Consider the following 16,476-nt stretch of genomic DNA (forward strand, 5'->3'; position numbering starts at 1 on the left):
CAAGTTTAAGAGGATGCAAGCATGAGTAGCGGTCGTATTGTTCAGATCATCGGTGCTGTGATCGACGTCGAATTTCCGCGCGATAATGTACCCAAGGTGTATGACGCGCTCACCGTGGACGGCACCGAAACCACGCTGGAAGTTCAACAGCAGTTGGGCGACGGTGTGGTGCGCTCCATCGCCATGGGCTCCACCGAAGGTCTGAAACGGGGTCTGCCCGTGACCGATACCGGAGAAGCGATTCAGGTTCCGGTCGGCACCAAGACCCTGGGCCGAATCATGGACGTGCTGGGACGCCCCATTGACGAGGCAGGCCCGATCGGTGAAGAGGAGCGTATGCCCATTCACCGTAAAGCACCTACTTATGCGGATCAGGCAGCCACCAACGAACTGCTGGAAACCGGTATCAAGGTTATCGACCTGGTTTGCCCCTTCGCCAAAGGCGGTAAGGTTGGCCTGTTCGGCGGCGCCGGCGTGGGCAAGACCGTGAACATGATGGAGCTGATCCGGAACATCGCGATCGAGCACTCCGGTTTCTCCGTGTTCGCCGGTGTGGGGGAGCGTACCCGTGAAGGTAACGACTTCTACCACGAAATGAAGGACTCCAACGTTCTCGACAAGGTGTCCCTGGTTTACGGTCAGATGAACGAGCCGCCGGGTAACCGTCTGCGTGTGGCGCTGACCGGTCTGACCATGGCCGAGAAGTTCCGGGACGAAGGTCGCGACGTGTTGTTCTTCGTGGATAACATCTACCGTTACACCCTGGCCGGTACCGAAGTATCCGCACTGTTGGGCCGTATGCCTTCCGCGGTGGGTTACCAGCCGACTCTGGCGGAAGAGATGGGCGTTCTGCAGGAACGGATCACCTCCACCAAAACCGGCTCCATCACCTCCGTGCAGGCGGTATACGTCCCCGCGGATGACTTGACCGACCCGTCTCCGGCCACCACCTTCGCCCACTTGGACGCCACCGTGGTACTTAGCCGTGACATCGCTTCCAAGGGTATTTACCCGGCGATCGACCCGCTGGATTCCACCTCCCGTCAGTTGGATCCGCTGGTGATTGGTCACGAGCATTACGAGGCCGCCCGTGGCGTGCAGACTGTTCTGCAGCGCTACAAGGAGCTCAAGGACATCATCGCGATTCTGGGGATGGACGAACTGTCCGAGGAAGACAAGCTCACCGTGGCCCGGGCCCGTAAGATCGAGCGTTTCCTGTCTCAACCGTTCTTCGTGGCGGAAGTATTTACCGGTTCTCCGGGTAAATATGTGTCCCTGAAGGATACTATTCGCTCCTTTAGCGGTATCCTGAAAGGCGACTATGACCATATCCCCGAGCAGGACTTCTACATGAAGGGGTCCATCGATGAAGTTGTAGAGGCTTACAACAAACGCGGTGGCAAGTAACCTGCACGGGGAGGAACCGAAATGGCGATGACCGTGCATTGCGATATTGTGAGTGCCGAAAAGCAACTCTTCTCCGGTCTGGTGGAGATGGTGGTGGCGGCTGGTGTCGAAGGTGATCTGGGTGTTCTGCCCGGCCACGCTCCGTTGCTGACCCGCCTCAAGCCAGGCCCGGTGCGAGTGAAGCTGCAGAACGGTGAGGAAGAAGTGTTCTACGTATCCGGTGGCTTCCTGGAAGTCCAGCCGAAATTGGTGACGGTGTTGGCCGACACCGCCGAGCGCGCCCAGGATATGGACGGTGCCCAGGCGGAGCAAGCCAGACAGCGTGCCAAGGAAGCGCTGGAAGGGAAGAACTCGGAAATGGATTACACCCGTGCCGCCGCTGTTCTGGCGGAGGCCTCCGCCCGCCTGCGGACCATTGAGCAGATCAAGAAAATGGCGAAGCGCTAACACTTGCGGTGGCACCATTTTCAAAGAGATGTAAAAAAGGGTGGCCATGTGCCGCCCTTTTTTTATTTGCAATGGTCGAGGGATAGGATAAACACCCTTTAGACCCCGTTATGGAGCCCGGAACAGACATGAACCTAGCGGTAGTGATCCTTGCCGCGGGTAAAGGAACCCGCATGAAGTCCGCCCTCCCCAAAGTGCTTCACGGCATCGCCGGGCGGCCGATGGTGCAGCATGTTGTCGACGCGGCGGCGGCGCTCGACCCGTTGAATACCGTGGTGGTGTATGGCCACGGTGGCGAGAAGGTGCGCGAAGCGGTGCAGGGGACCAACCTGCGCTGGGCGGAACAAGCCGAACAGCTCGGCACCGGCCACGCGGTGGCCCAGGCGCTGCCTTATCTGGAAGAGGACGTGGTACTGGTCCTCTACGGTGATGTTCCGCTGATCCGGCCGGAAACCCTGCGGGAGTTCGTTGCCCGGGTAAACGAACGGACCCTGGCGTTGATGACCCTGACCATGGACGACCCTTCCGGTTACGGGCGTATCGTTCGTGGAGAGGACGGTAAGGTACAGCGCATTGTTGAGCAGAAAGACGCCAGCGAAGACGAAAAACGCATCCCGGAGATCAACACCGGTATCCTCGCCTGTACCCGCGGGTTTCTGTCGGAAAGTCTGCCGGCACTGTCCAACAACAACGCTCAGGGCGAGTATTACCTGACCGATCTGATCGCCATGGCGGTGGAAAAAGGAATGACGGTGGAAACCGCCCAGCCCGCTTTTCCGTGGGAAGTGGACGGCGTCAATGACCGCGTGCAACTGGCACGGCTGGAACGGGTTTATCAACTGAACCAGGCCGAAGCGCTGATGCGCGCCGGTGTCACGCTGATGGATCCGGCCCGTCTTGATGTGCGTGGCGATGTCCAGGTGGCCGGTGACGTGATGATGGATGTCAACGTGGTCCTGGAAGGCAAGGTCACCATCGAGTCCGGCGTGCGCATCGGCCCCAATTGCTTGATTCGGGATGCCCATCTCGGCGCTCACACCGTGGTTGAAGCCAACTCTGTCATTGATGGTGCCCGCGTAGGCGAGCATTGTCAGGTGGGGCCGTTTGCCCGCCTGCGACCGGGCACGGAACTGGCGGCCAAGGCAAAGGTCGGCAATTTCGTGGAGACCAAGAAAGCAACCATCGGCGAGGGGTCGAAGGTAAATCACCTGACCTACATCGGCGACAGCCGGATCGGCAAGGGCGTGAATGTGGGCGCGGGCACCATCACCTGTAATTATGACGGCGTTAACAAATACCAGACGATCATGAAGGACGGCGCTTTCATCGGTTCCAATTCTTCACTGGTCGCGCCGGTCACCATTGGCGAGAATGCAACCATCGGCGCGGGCAGCACCATTACCCGGGATGTGGAAGACAACGCTCTGGCAGTGGCGCGTGGTAAACAGCGCAACATTATGGATTGGCAGCGTCCTGTAAAAAAACAGGATCAGTGAAGCAAGGAGTAAGACCGTTATGTGCGGAATCGTCGGAGCTGTGGCTCAGCGCAACGTCAGCAATATTTTGATCACTGGCCTGAAACGCTTGGAATACCGGGGTTATGACAGTGCCGGTGTGGCTTTGATCAATGATCAGGGTTTGCAGCGCGTGCGTCGCCAGGGAAAAGTGGCCGGATTGGAGCAGGCGGTTCGTGAAACCGATGCCTCCGGCTTCACCGGTATCGCACACACCCGTTGGGCTACTCATGGCCGCCCTTCCGAGAAAAACGCCCACCCGCACCTGTCCGGTGAGGAACTGGCTCTGGTGCATAACGGCATCATCGAGAACTTCCAGGAATTGCGCGAGGAACTGGAAAGCGAAGGCTATCAGTTCGCTTCCGACACCGACACCGAGGTGGTGGTCCATTTGGTCCATCGCGCCATGGCGGAAACCGCTGATCTGTTCCGTGCCTTGCAAAGCGTGGTCAAGCGGCTGCGGGGCGCCTATGCTCTGGGCGTGATCCATGCCCGGGAGCCTCATCGTCTGGTGGCGGTCCGCTCCGGCTCTCCGTTGGTGGTGGGATTGGGTATCGACGAAAACTACGTGGCATCCGATCAACTGGCGTTGTTGCCGGTGACCAATCGCTTCGTGTTCCTGGGTGAAGGGGACATGGTGGACGTGACACTCGAAGGCGTGCGCATCTTTGACGCGGATGGCAACGAAGTGAACCGCGAGGTGCATGAGCTGGACGGCGCCCACGAGGATGCGGAAAAAGGCGAATACCGGCATTACATGCAGAAGGAAATCTTCGAGCAGCCGGCGGCCATCCAACGCACCCTGGAAGATCGCATCGACTCACCACAAAGCGTGAGCGACGCTTTTGGAGAGCGGGCGACGGCGATTTTCGACCAGGTGCGTACCGTGCAGATCGTTGCCTGCGGCACCAGCTACCATGCTGGTATGGTGGCCCGCTACTGGCTGGAAGCGCTCGCCGGCATCCCTTGCCAGGTGGAAGTGGCCAGTGAGTTTCGTTATCGCCAGCACGTGGTGCCGGAAGGCACGCTGTTCGTCACCATCTCCCAGAGTGGGGAAACCGCCGATACCCTGGCGGCTTTGCGTGACACCGACTCCAGCAACTATGTGGGCCGGCTGGCGATCTGCAATGTGGACGGCTCTTCTTTGGTACGCGAGTCCGAATTGGTGTTCCTGACCAAGGCCGGCCCGGAAATTGGCGTGGCCTCCACCAAGGCGTTCACGACCCAGCTGACCGCTTTGTTGATGCTGGTAATGGCGCTCGGCCGGCGCAAAGGCATGGCGGACGAGAAAATCGAAAGTATTCTCAACGAGCTGCGCCAATTGCCGAACCTGATCGAACAAGCCGCTTCTCTGGACAAGCCCATCGAGCAGCTCTCCCGGGCCTTCGTGGAAAAGCATCACACCCTGTTCCTGGGGCGTGGTGTACAGTTCCCGGTGGCCATGGAAGGGGCGCTCAAGCTCAAGGAGATTTCCTACATCCATGCCGAAGCGTACCCCGCTGGTGAGCTGAAACATGGCCCCCTGGCCTTGGTGGACAAGGACATGCCGGTGGTGGCGGTGGCGCCCAACGACGAACTGCTGGAGAAGTTGAAATCCAACCTGCAGGAAGTGCGTGCCCGCGGCGGTGAGCTGTACCTGTTCGCCGACAAGAACGCCCATGTGAAGGAAGGCGAGGGGATCCACGTGCTCAATCTGCCAGCGGTGCCGGAAATCATCGCTCCCATCGTCTATACCGTGCCGTTGCAGCTGCTCAGCTATCATGTGGCGGTACTGCGTGGCACCGATGTGGACCAGCCCCGTAACCTGGCGAAGTCGGTGACGGTGGAGTAATAACGCCGGCACCGTACGCGCTCCATCATTGCCGGCCTTGGAAGCGGGATTCGGAGGTAGCTAAAAGGCCACTGCAGGAGCTTGTCTGCAAGCGAATCGGACCTCGTTTCAGGCATTCGCTTGCAGGCAAGCTCCTGCAGTGGCTTCATAGCACATCGTGATAGTGACTGCGTATCGAAGGCGCGGTTATCCGTCGCCTCCCTTGCTCAACCGGAATGGCGCGCTGCCGTTTTCGTTATTGGCTTCCACCAGTCTGATCAACTGCAACATGAAGACATCACGCTGATCTTTCGGGATGGCTTCGATGGTGCGATCGTGAGCCCGTTGCACGGCGGGCTCCATCTTTTTCAGTAAATAAACCCCTTTGCGGCTCAGCTTGACCAGTTTGAAGCGCCGGTCCTCGTCGCTCTGCCGGCGTTTAAGCAAACCCCGGGCTTCCAAGCGGGGGATCACCTCGGCCACGCTGGTGCGTTCCAGGCCGATCTCATGAGCCAGGCTGTTCTGGTCCATCTCTCCGTGGGTGCTTAACGTGGTCATCAGACTGTACTGAACCGGCGTGATGTTGTGCTCCCGGGTTTCATCCAGAAACAGTCCGCAGTGGATCTGGTGCAAACGACGAATAAGAAAACCCGGACGGCCAAGCAGGGCGGATCGTTCGACCGCATTGGCCAGTTGAGCGGCGGCCGCTTTCCTGGATGTCTTAGAGGAATTGCCCATAAAAAATGTGGAGAAATATCTGGTGAGAATAAGAAGAAGTAAAGACCAGCGCCCTTCGGCTTGTCAACCTGGGTTGCGACATGACGGGAGAACGGGCGAGAGAGCGTGATAATCGTCGTCCTTTCATGCTCAACTAAGAGGCATACCACATAAAGATGCCTTGCCCAATGGCACGCTTTACCTTCAAAGCCGCATTTTCATGGCCGCTATATAAACTCGGAATCCTCTAATATAACCACGAAAATCAGCCACTTAAGTCAATGCGGGAAAGGTCTGTAACGGCCAGGCTGGGCTTGAAAAAGGGTGGCATACAACTTGCTTTTCAAAGGTATTACTCCGGCCGCTGTAATCGAGGAAGATACCGATGAACTGCAGAGAACAGCTGAACCAGCAGGACTTTACCCTGGAGCCCGCGTTGTTGAACGACTGGCACGTGGTGGCTGCTTCCGACGAAGTAACGGAAGGTAATTTGATACCCTCCACCCTGTTCGAGCGCGATCTGGTGATCTGGCGTGATTCAAGTGGCCAGGCTCATGTGTGGGAAGATCTGTGCATCCACCGGGGAGCGCGGCTCTCCAAAGGGTTTATCGCCAGTGACCGGGTCGTGTGTCCTTACCATGGCTGGAACTACGATGGCACGGCGCAGTGCCGGCTAATCCCCGCTTCCCCGGGGGAGACACCGATGAAAAAGGCCAAGGCCATCAGCCATCACGTCAAGGAAGCCTATGGCTTCATCTGGACCAGCCTGGGCGAACCGGAGCACGATATACCGGATTTCCCCGAGTGGAACGATGACAGCTACAAGAAGGTGGTGTGCGGCCCCTACCGCTTCAAGTCCGGCTATCGGGCGGTGGAGAATTTCATTGATCCCACCCATTTCCCTTTCGTGCACGCGGGCGTGAACGGCCTGATGGATGATCCGGATCCGATCGGAGCCTATGACGTCTGGGAGGAGAACGGCGGCCTGGCCTCTTCCGAAGTGCAAGTGACCCAGCCTTATGGGGATCCGCGTAATGTGCCGGTAACCGCATTCTATGCCTACAAATGCTTGCGGCCGTTGGTGGCCTACTTTAAAAAACGTGTCCTGATTACGGACCCGGACCGCGCCCATGAAGGTAATCCCAATGATCGCTTCTGCACTTATCTGACCGCCCAACAAGTGAGCGAGACGGAAAGCATCGTTCGGATTTGCTGCGCCATGAACTTCAACCCCATGCCGACGGATGATGAAGTGCGTCAACGTCAGGATCTGGTCTATGCCCAGGACAGTGACATTGTCGATACGCAACGCCCAGAACGGATTCCCACTGATCTGCGTCAAGAGCTTCACCACCGTACCGATCTGCTCGGTATGAAGTACCGTTCCTGGCTGCAGAAGATGGGAGTTCAGTATGGCACGGTCTGATACCGGTGTTTTTCAGGATACCGGGACCTTGCCGGTTCGTTTGGACACCATTCGCTATGGTGCGGAAGAAATTATCTTCTATGAGTTCGAGGCGATTACACCAGCGGCTTTGCCGCCGGTCTCCGCCGGCGCGCATTTGGACATTGGTTTGCCGGGTGGGGTGCTACGTCAATACTCGCTGATAACACCGCTGTGTTCGCCGCGGCGCTATGTTATCGCGGTAAAGCGGGAAGAGAACGGCAGGGGCGGCTCTCGCTGGCTGCACGACAGCGCCCGGGTAGGACAGGTATTTGATCTGAGCCCGCCTCGCAACCAGTTCGAGATAACGCCGGGTACCTCACCGGTATTGCTGTTGGCGGGGGGGATCGGTATCACCCCAATCTACTCTATGTATGAGCATGTCCGCGCAAGCGGTCGGCCGGTACGGCTGCATTACTGGTGCCGCTCAAAAAAACACGGATTGTTTCTGGAAACGCTGCGCGGTCGCAGCGATGTTACGGTCCATTACGCCGCTTCTCCGGAGGATAGCGCCGGGCAATTTGCCGCTGTGGTCAGGGGCGTGACCAGGCAGACCGAGATCTATTGCTGCGGCCCTAAGGGGATGCTCGATCACCTGGAGCGGCTGGGAGAGGAGCTGAATGCGCGGCGCCGCATCCATATGGAGCGCTTTCAGGCCGCCCCACTAGCGGCGGCTTCGAATGATGCGTTCGAGGTGACTTTGGCGCGCTCCGGCGCGCAGGTGCGGGTGGCTCCCGGGCAAACTATCCTGGACGCCCTGCGAGATGCCGGCGCCGACGTCATGTATTCCTGTGAACAGGGGCTTTGCGGGGCCTGCGAGGTGAGGGTATTGGAAGGGCGCCCGGATCATCGTGACACGGTATGTTCGGCGGAAGAGCATGATCGCCGTGGCACCATGATCATCTGCTGCTCTTCAAGCCAGTCGGCCAGTTTGGTGCTGGATATCTGATTCTTCCGTGGATTCTCCGTCTGATGGTCTTTCAGGTACCTGTCGCGAGCAGCTCCGTCAACGTCGTGGTGTGCCTGAAGTGATGTCGCCAAAGCCGAGCACCGAGCGCGCCGGAGGGATCCAGTGATGAGCCCAGGGTCAGGTCCGTAATCAGAGTCGGGCGCAGCCCCAGATCAAACAGCGCGAAGCCGGCGGCGAGTACGCAGGTTTCGGTCTGGATGCCGCACACCAAAACCCTTTCCGGGGCCAGTTGGATAAGATGGTGCAGCACCTCGTTGGTAGGACGGTAGCCATGTTTGACGAAGTGCCGGTCGGCCGCGATCAGACTTCGTTCCTGTTCCGGCGGCCGCCAACCCAATTGCGCCTGAAAGGGTGTGATCGCTTCGTCATGACACTCCACGGTCGCCACGGTCGGCATATGGCCGAGCAAACGGTCAATGTCCCGAAGAAGCCAGGCCGGCGGAGAAAACGAAGGTTGTACGTCGACAATCAAAAGAACCTGTCGCATACCGTAGTCTCCAGGTGAATAACGTGGTTCAGTCTAGCCGCTGGTGGCGCGGGCTGACCATGGGAGCCTTATCCGCCCAGATAAGCTTTGCGGATATCCGGATTGTCACGCATTTCCCTGGCGGTGCCCTGCAATACCACCCGTCCGGTCTCGAGGAGATAGGACCGATCGCACAATTCCAGCGCGGCATAGGCGTTCTGTTCCACCATTAGTACGGTGGTGCCGGCAGCGCGGATTTCGGCGGTCAACTCAAAAACCTGCTCGACGAAGTTGGGCGCCAGGCCCAAGGAGGGTTCGTCGAACATAACCAGTCGCGGACGGGACATCAGCGCCCGTGCGATGGCCAGCATTTGCTGCTCACCGCCGGAAAGGGTGCCCGCGGGTTGTTCGATACGTTCACGCAACCGTGGGAAACGGTCCAGCATGGACTCAAGGTCATCACGGATACCGGCATGATCGCCGCGGCAGTAAGCCCCCATCTCCAGATTCTCGCGCACGTTCAATTGAGAGAATACACGACGCCCTTCCGGGCAATGGGCAATACCGTGCTCGATAATGCTCTGTGGCCTGGCGTTGGTAATCGGCTTTCCTTCAAAGGTGATAGTGCCGGAGACCACGGGTTCCAGGCCGCTGATGGCCCTGAGCGTGCTGGACTTGCCGGCGCCATTGGAGCCGATGAGGGTGACGAACTCACCTTCATTCACTTCCAGCGATACTTTGTCCACCGCCACGGTGGCGCCATAGTGAACGGTAATATCATCAAGCTTTAGCACGTTGCAATCCTGATCCCAGATACGCCCGAATTACCTCCGGGTCGCTTTGAATGTCGGCGGGGCCGCCGTCGGCAATGCGATGCCCCTGGTTCAACACCACGATGTAATCAGAGATCGACATCACCATGTGCATGTCATGCTCCACCAGAAGAATGGTGATGCCGCTGTCGGCTACACGCCGCACCATCTGCTTGAAGTCCTCGGTTTCCGATGGGTTCAAACCCGCGGCGGGTTCATCCAGCAATAACAGCTTGGGCCGGGCCGCCAGGGCAATACCGACGCCGAGCAGACGCTGTTCGCCATAGGACAGATTGGCGGCAAGATCATCGGCGCGATGCTCCAGTTCCAGAAAACCAAGCATCTCCCGTGTACGTGCCTCCAGCGCCTGCTCTTCTCGCTGGAAGGCGGGCAGCCTGAATATGGCACCGAAGAGTCCGCTACGACCTTGCATGTGAAAAGCGGTAAGCAGGTTTTCGAAAACGGTGCAGTTACCAAAGATATTGGTCCTCTGGAAACTGCGGACCAAACCCAGTTCGGCTATCTCATGGGGTTGTTTGCCGGTAATGTCCAGTCCGAGAAAATGCACGGAACCGGCACTGGGGCGCATATAGCCGGAGATAATATTGAACGCCGTGGTTTTGCCGGCGCCATTGGGGCCGATCAGACTGACGATCCGGCCGGGTTCAACCCGGAGGTCCACGTCGCTGAGAATCTGCAGGCCGGCGATGCGCAGGCTGATGCCGGACAAGGACAGTAACGTTTCCGGCTGCTCCGCGGCCGATACAGTCATGAGCTGGCTCCTTGAGTAGCGGAGGGGCGGCGCACGGAAATCCTGCCGCGCTTTAATAAGCCACCAAAGGCGGGAACGATGCCTTTGGGCATGAACAGAAGAATCAGGATCATCAAAGCGCCGTAAATCATCCATTGCACTTCCGGTGCCACCACCCCTCTGAGCATTTCCGGTAAGAGCCCGAAAATAAGACCGCCTACTACCGGACCAGCCAGGGTGCCTTTGCCGCCGGCGATCACCATGATCACCATGGTAATGGTGTAGATGAACAGAAAAACGTCCGGGTCAATGATCCGCACGGTATGGGCGTAGAGACCGCCAGCGGCACCGGCGATACCGGCGGAGAGGACCGAAAAGACGATCAGGCACCGGGTCACCGGGATACCGATGGACTTTGCCAGTACCTCGTTTTCCCGTAACGCGATGGCGGCACGGCCGATGCGGCTGCGTACCAGATTGGCCACGATCACGTAGGCCAGCACACCGGCGGCCAGTACCAACCAGTACGTCGAGGCTTTGCTGACCAGGCGGACAACGCCTTCGCCGGGAACCCAGAGGCTCAGGGGTGGAATGGAAACCAGAGCCATGGGGCCTTCGGTCAGATCGACCCAGTTGAGCGCCACCATGCGCATGACCTGAGCAAAACTGATGGTGACGATCACGAAGTAGGCACCGCGTACGCGAAAAGCAACCTTGCCCAACAGCCATCCAAACAGTGATGCCATGACGATGCCACCGGCGAAAGCCACCCATACCGGTTTGGGTGCTACTACCAGAGGCGATGAGAAGCCCAGATCGACGTCGAAGCCCAGGGAGAGCAGCGCACTGGTATAGGCGCCAATGCCAAAAAAAGCGGCGTGTCCGAGACTGAGCTGGCCAGTGAAGCCGAGCAGCAGGTTAAGACTGATGGCGGCGATGATCATGATTCCCGCGGCCGCTACCACCGACAGCAAATAGGGATCGGGCCACAGCACCGGCAGCAAAGCCAGTGCGGCCACAATGACAAGAAAAGACAATCTCCGCATAATCAACCCACCCTTTCCCTGGCCGCGAACAACCCCTGTGGGCGGGCGATCATAACGGCCAGAATCACCAGGAAACCGATCGCGTCGCGATAGGCTGTGGAAATGTAAGCCGCCCCGAACTCTTCAATCAGCGCCAGCGCGAAGCCGCCGAGCGCCGCTCCGCGTATGTTGCCGAGACCGCCAAGAATAACGATGGCGAAGGCCTTCAGGCTGGCCAGGTCGCCCATTGTCGGTGTGACTACGAAAACCGGTGCCAACAGCGCCCCGGTAATGGCCGCCAGTGACGATCCCAGACCGAAGGTGAGTGTGTAAATCCGGCCCACGTTGACGCCGACGATACGGGCCGCGTCCTCGTCCTGAAAGGTGGCGCGCATCGCCAGCCCCAACCGGGAACGTTCAATCACCAGATAGAAGGCCAACAGCAGCACAATGGCCGCGCCAAGAACAAACAATCGTGTTGGTGACAGATAGATGCCGCCGATAATAATGGACTCCTGCGGGAACGGGGTGGGGACTACTTTGGCGACCCCGCCCCAGGCCAGCAGTTCGGCGTTCTGCATAATGATCATGACCCCAATCATGATCAGCATGACCTCGTCGATGTTCTCCAGACGGCAACGCCGCAACAGCAGGAACTCAATGCTCGCGCCCAATAGCAAACCCAGGCCTGCCGCGAGGATAAGCGCCACGAAATAATCCATCTGCAACAGCGATACCAGAGCGTAGGCCACATAGGCACCGAAAGCGTATAACTCGCCATGGGCGAAGTTGACCACTTTCATGATGCCGAAGATAAGCGTGAGCCCGATGCCAAGCAGGGCATAGGTGGCACCGAGCACCGTGCCGTTGACGAGGTGCTGGAGGAACTGGTCCAAAATAATCTCCCTGACTCACATCCACCTTTCATTGCGCAAAGGGGATAAGGGTGCCGTTACAGTGCTGAAACTTCGCCGTCTTGCAACTGGATGATGTAGATATTGGGTGTGTTCTGGCCGCTTTCCCGGCCTTCAGGGCCTTCCTTGTGAAAGGCGATGTCGCCATTCACACCGGCCAGCTTGACCTTCCAAAGCGCATCGCGGATCGCTTCCGGTTCGGCTTTTCCGGCCACGCGAATTGCTTCCGCGATGGTAAGAATGGCGTCATAGCCGCGAAAGCCTTCGGTCAGACCCGGGAACGGATAGCCTTTTGCTTCCCAGGCATCCATGTAAGTCCTGGCGATATCCGGATGAATGGATTGATCCGCGGTCCAGGGTGAGAAAAACAACAGGTGCGTGCTGACGTATCCCTTGGGTCCCGGATTTTTCACCAGGGGTTCGGGAAACGACCCACCAGTGGTGACCAGCCGTTGTTTTATGCCTTGCTCGGCTGCCTGGCGAATCGCCAAAGTTAGCTGTTCCACACCTGATGTAACGATAATGGTGTCACTGCCGCTGTTTTTGAGGGCAGCCAATTGCGCGGATAAATCAGTGGCATCCGGAGCGATGATTTCGGAACGGCCTACTTCAATCCCCTTGCTTTCCAGCACCTCCTTGAAGGCGCCGGCCGCGCCCAGTCCCCAGTCGTTGTTCACCGACAGGAAATCCACCTTCTTGATAGCAGGAGCGAACGAGGAGAGCTGTTTGGCGAACGCCTGGGCTTCCATCATCGAAGTCGGGCTGATACGGAAAACCCAGGGATTACCGGAAGTGGTAACCTTGGATGAAGAAGCGGTCTCCACCACCATGGGAACGCCGTACTCCTCCAGCTTCGGCATTGTCGCCAGGGTGAAGGTGGAACCCCAGGCCCCCATCATGACCGGCACTTTATCGCGCAGGATCAGTTTCTCCGCGGTGTTGACCGCCTCCCTCGGGTTGGACTTGTTGTCCTCGATAATCAGCTCCAGAGGTTTGCCCAGTACACCACCTTTACCGTTGATGTGCTCCACGGCCAGACGTGCGCCGTTGGTGACGTAGGTACCGGAAGCGGCCACGGATCCGGTTAACGGCTGTGAAACCCCGATCCTGATGGTGTCGTCGGCCTGCGCCTGAGATGCCAGTAATGCTCCCCCGAGCAGCATCGCATACAGCGGTTTGATCAACATAAAGCGCTCCTGAAGTACGATTGGATTTATCACTATGATGATGCCGGCCCCAGCCATGGCTGGAATGCTGATAAGGCGGCAGCAAGTCCTGTGCCATCGTCGATTTAAAGCCTATGTTGTGAGCGTAACCTTATGATTTTATTTGGTATGTTCTATATGTATAAAAGGGGTATACCACATTAATGATGACACGATGAATACCGGCGACGGTTCCGAAAAAGGGCTTGCGCACCACAATGCGGCAATATGTGGTATGCCAACTATATGATGATAAGAGAATGGCAACGCTGCTTCTTGAAGCGGCGCGCACCGTCGGTGCACAGTCCAGGGTTCGAATTGGTGCCGGCGCAGATCAAGCCGTCTTGAATGCGCCCTTCATTTTTCCATATAAATGGTATACCACATAAATATTGAAGAACGTAAACCCATGAATAACAGCAAGTTAGAGATTCACAAAAAGAATAATGGCTATGGATTGGCATGTGTATTGCTACCTGATCGTCATCAGTAACATTTACCTGGAAGGTCTTCATGCAAGCATTACTACTGCACGGCGGTCGTGTGATCGATCCCGCCAACGGCATTGATGAGGTTTGTGACGTTCTTGTGCGCGACGGACGTATCGCCGCTGTTGGCCGGTTGCAGGGTGGCGATGTACCCGGGGACGTGGAAAGAGTCGACTGTAGCGGCAGGCTGGTACTGCCCGGGTTGATCGATACCCACAGCCATGTCTATCAATATGTTACCGGGCGATTTGGATTGAATGCGGATCTTTGCGGTGTGCATTCCGGCGTCACCACTCTGGTCGATCAGGGGGGCGCCAGCTGCATGACACTGCCAGGCTTTCGCAAGCATGTGATCGAGACTTCCCACAGCCGGGTGTTGTCCTTTATTTCCGCTTATTTGGTGGGAGGGCTGGAAGGCCATTTTTATCCACAACTGTACCGGCCGGATTGCGCCGACATTGCCGCCACCGTCAAGGCGGCCAAAGCCAACGCGGATGTGGTGAAGGGCATCAAGGCTCACGCTGAACTGGGCGGTTTTGCCCGTTGGGGAACGGAAGTGATGCAAAAGGCCGCCGCCATCGGCGAGCAGACAGGGCTGCCGGTCTACATTCATTTTGGCCAGCTTTGGCCGGAGCCTGAAGAGGGCGGCATGGATGTGGACCCGGACTCCATCTTTACTCAGGTGGTGGATCTGCTCAAACCGCGTGATGTGCTGGCGCACCCTTTCAGCCGCCACCCCGGCGGGTTCGTTGAGCTGAATGGGGAAGTGCACCCGCTGGTACGGGATGCCATCGAGCGCGGGCTCAAGGTGGATGTGGGGCACGGTTCCCACTTCAGTTTCAAGATGGCGGAGAAGGTGCTGAGCGCGGGTATCGTGCCGCATACGCTCGGTTCCGATATGCATGGCTATAACACTTCGGTGCCGGCGCCGGCCGGTACTCCCGAGGAGCATGAGCACCCGGATGAGGAGCACATGTTCAAGGGCACCTCCCGCTTCAGCCTGGTGTCGGCGATGACCAGCATGATCGCATTGGGCCTGAGTCTGGAGCAGGTGATTCCGATGGTGACAGTGAACGCGGCGCGCATGGTGGGTATGAGTGATGAGATTGGCTCTCTTGGCGTTGGCCGGGTGGCGGATATCAGTGTGCTGTCCGATGAAAGCGGCCGTTGGTTGATGCGGGATAATGAAGGCACGGAGGTGATTGCCGAACGTATGTTGCAGCCCGTGTTCTGCCTGCGTGAGGGGCGGCGTTTTGACGCCACGGCGTCGATTCTGCCGATACCGGAGGTGGCTTGAATGGCATCCGACCCAAGGGCCGGGATGGATGCCGTGGAGAGCGCCAATCGGGCGGCGCTGACGAAGGTTCGGCTGGTCCGGCCACAATGGTCTGGTGTGGCGGAAGCGCGGCGAGCGTTGCCGTTGCCGGACCGGACCTTGTTGCACGCCGGCCCGCCATTCGAGGACCCGCGGGACCCCAGCCCGCCGATCCTGTCTTCGGCGGTTCTGTGTTGCCTGTATGAAGGGTGGGCACGAAACGAGGAGGAGGCGGAACGATTGATCAGCACGGGCCAGGTGAGAATGCTGCCGGCTCAGTCGTTCTCGGTGGTCACACCGCTTGCCGCGGTGATCTCGCCATCGACGGCGTTGGCGGAAATCAGTGACGCCGCGAATCCCGGGCACCGTTGCTGGTCTTTGCTGAGTAGCGGAAGCGGGCCTCAGATCCGCTTCGGCAGCCGGGATCCGGCGATCCTGGAGCGGTTGTACTGGCGCGACCGGATCCTGGCGCCGGCACTGCGAAAGGGGCTGGCGACCCGGCCGGTCGCGTTACTGCCGTTGGCCCGTCTGGGGCTTGAAGCGGGTGATGATTTGCATGCCCAAACCAGCCATGCCAATACGGCCTTATGCGCGGCGATGCCATCCACGTTGCCCGTTGAGGTTGTTGAGTGTTTGGGCAATACACCGCTGTTTTTTCTTACTTTATGGATGGGCGCCTGTCATCTGATGCTGGCCGCCGCCGCCGGGGAAGCCGGCTCCAGCCTGGTGTTGGCGTTGGCGGGCAATGGCCGCCGGGTGGGGCTTCGAGTGGCCGGAGACCCGGCTCGCTGGCATACCCGCGCCGCGCCGGTGCCCGAGGGGCCCCGAATATCAGCCTCCGCCGTGCCGGTCAGCCCCATGGTTGGCGACAGCGGCGTGATCGATGCTTTCGGGCTGGGAGCCCAGGCGTGGAGGTGCTGTTCCGGAGTGGCCGAGGCACTGGCGCCATGGTGGCCAAATCCGGCGGAGGCGTCACCGGACTGGCTGATCGGAGCGCATCCTTTATTCGAGGATTTGCAGTTGCCGATCGGGCTCGCATGTCATCGGGTCACGGCTGATACGGACCTGCCCAGGGTGGCCATCGCCATGGTGGGCGGCGACGGACGGGCTGGTCTGCTGGGGCGAGGACTTTGCGTACCACCGGCGTCGCTGTTCTTGGGCTAAGAGCCGGTTTCGGCATCCCGCATTTCC

Annotated in this window: 15 protein-coding genes; 8 read left to right on the forward strand and 7 right to left on the reverse strand. The window is 58.7% G+C overall.

Annotated elements, in window-relative coordinates; all coding sequences use genetic code 11:
• The first annotated feature begins 21 nt into the window (after window positions 1–21).
• The 4 genes from atpD to glmS all read left to right on the forward strand — a co-directional run bounded on the left by atpD (window position 22) and on the right by glmS (window position 5,199).
• Entirely contained in the window at window positions 22–1,407 is a 1,386-nt protein-coding gene (atpD, locus tag CRO06_RS16070) for a F0F1 ATP synthase subunit beta (RefSeq protein WP_022997363.1), read from the forward strand.
• Window positions 1,408–1,428: 21 nt separating this feature from the next.
• Window positions 1,429–1,854 (forward strand): F0F1 ATP synthase subunit epsilon, encoded by a 426-nt coding sequence (locus CRO06_RS16075; RefSeq protein ID WP_022997362.1) that lies wholly within the window; start codon window positions 1,429–1,431, stop codon window positions 1,852–1,854.
• Window positions 1,855–1,982: 128 nt separating this feature from the next.
• Window positions 1,983–3,350 (forward strand): bifunctional UDP-N-acetylglucosamine diphosphorylase/glucosamine-1-phosphate N-acetyltransferase GlmU, encoded by a 1,368-nt coding sequence (gene glmU, locus CRO06_RS16080; RefSeq protein WP_026948786.1) that lies wholly within the window; start codon window positions 1,983–1,985, stop codon window positions 3,348–3,350.
• Window positions 3,351–3,369: 19 nt separating this feature from the next.
• Window positions 3,370–5,199 (forward strand): glutamine--fructose-6-phosphate transaminase (isomerizing), encoded by a 1,830-nt coding sequence (gene glmS, locus CRO06_RS16085; protein ID WP_022997360.1) that lies wholly within the window; start codon window positions 3,370–3,372, stop codon window positions 5,197–5,199.
• Between the two features lie 186 nt (window positions 5,200–5,385).
• On the opposite strand, the gene CRO06_RS16090 is transcribed toward glmS, so the two are convergent.
• Entirely contained in the window at window positions 5,386–5,916 is a 531-nt protein-coding gene (locus CRO06_RS16090; RefSeq protein ID WP_022997359.1) for a MarR family winged helix-turn-helix transcriptional regulator, read from the reverse strand.
• A gap of 364 nt (window positions 5,917–6,280) precedes the next feature.
• Between CRO06_RS16090 and CRO06_RS16095 the strand changes: the two genes are divergently transcribed.
• Together CRO06_RS16095 and CRO06_RS16100 are read left to right on the forward strand one after the other, a co-directional pair.
• Window positions 6,281–7,321: an aromatic ring-hydroxylating oxygenase subunit alpha gene (locus tag CRO06_RS16095; RefSeq protein ID WP_022997358.1), complete on the forward strand. Its 1,041-nt coding sequence runs from the start codon at window positions 6,281–6,283 to the stop codon at window positions 7,319–7,321.
• A complete protein-coding gene (locus CRO06_RS16100; RefSeq protein WP_097058865.1) occupies window positions 7,308–8,288 on the forward strand; it encodes a PDR/VanB family oxidoreductase in 981 nt (326 codons plus the stop codon). Before CRO06_RS16095 ends, CRO06_RS16100 begins: the two co-directional genes overlap by 14 nt.
• 31 nt (window positions 8,289–8,319) lie before the next feature.
• Here CRO06_RS16100 and CRO06_RS16105 read toward each other — a convergent pair whose 3' ends face one another.
• The 6 genes from CRO06_RS16105 to CRO06_RS16130 form a co-directional block, all read right to left on the reverse strand.
• Window positions 8,320–8,796, reverse strand: coding sequence for a cysteine hydrolase family protein (locus CRO06_RS16105; RefSeq protein ID WP_022997356.1), 477 nt, complete (start codon window positions 8,794–8,796; stop codon window positions 8,320–8,322).
• Between the two features lie 68 nt (window positions 8,797–8,864).
• On the reverse strand, window positions 8,865–9,569 hold the full coding sequence (locus CRO06_RS16110; protein WP_022997355.1) for an ABC transporter ATP-binding protein: 705 nt from the start codon (window positions 9,567–9,569) through the stop codon (window positions 8,865–8,867).
• Window positions 9,556–10,359 (reverse strand): ABC transporter ATP-binding protein, encoded by an 804-nt coding sequence (locus tag CRO06_RS16115; RefSeq protein ID WP_097058866.1) that lies wholly within the window; start codon window positions 10,357–10,359, stop codon window positions 9,556–9,558. The genes CRO06_RS16110 and CRO06_RS16115 overlap by 14 nt, the downstream gene beginning before the upstream one ends.
• Window positions 10,356–11,384 (reverse strand): branched-chain amino acid ABC transporter permease, encoded by a 1,029-nt coding sequence (locus CRO06_RS16120; RefSeq protein WP_031229078.1) that lies wholly within the window; start codon window positions 11,382–11,384, stop codon window positions 10,356–10,358. The genes CRO06_RS16115 and CRO06_RS16120 overlap by 4 nt, the downstream gene beginning before the upstream one ends.
• A gap of 2 nt (window positions 11,385–11,386) precedes the next feature.
• The gene (locus tag CRO06_RS16125) at window positions 11,387–12,259 is read right to left on the reverse strand and encodes a branched-chain amino acid ABC transporter permease (protein WP_022997352.1); all 873 of its coding nucleotides are present in this window, start codon (window positions 12,257–12,259) and stop codon (window positions 11,387–11,389) included.
• A gap of 56 nt (window positions 12,260–12,315) precedes the next feature.
• Window positions 12,316–13,464, reverse strand: coding sequence for an ABC transporter substrate-binding protein (locus CRO06_RS16130; RefSeq protein WP_055100305.1), 1,149 nt, complete (start codon window positions 13,462–13,464; stop codon window positions 12,316–12,318).
• 531 nt (window positions 13,465–13,995) lie between these two features.
• Here CRO06_RS16130 and CRO06_RS16135 point away from each other — a divergent pair.
• Both CRO06_RS16135 and CRO06_RS16140 read left to right on the forward strand, forming a co-directional pair.
• Window positions 13,996–15,267 carry an amidohydrolase/deacetylase family metallohydrolase gene (locus CRO06_RS16135; protein WP_097058867.1) on the forward strand — a complete coding sequence of 424 codons (1,272 nt, stop codon included), beginning with the start codon at window positions 13,996–13,998 and terminating at the stop codon, window positions 15,265–15,267.
• Entirely contained in the window at window positions 15,268–16,449 is a 1,182-nt protein-coding gene (locus CRO06_RS16140) for a YlbE family protein (protein WP_244902848.1), read from the forward strand.
• The last annotated feature ends 27 nt before the right edge of the window (window positions 16,450–16,476 follow it).

It is taken from the genome of Alloalcanivorax xenomutans, assembly GCF_900217905.1.
Classification (GTDB): Bacteria; Pseudomonadota; Gammaproteobacteria; order Pseudomonadales; family Alcanivoracaceae; genus Alloalcanivorax; species Alloalcanivorax xenomutans.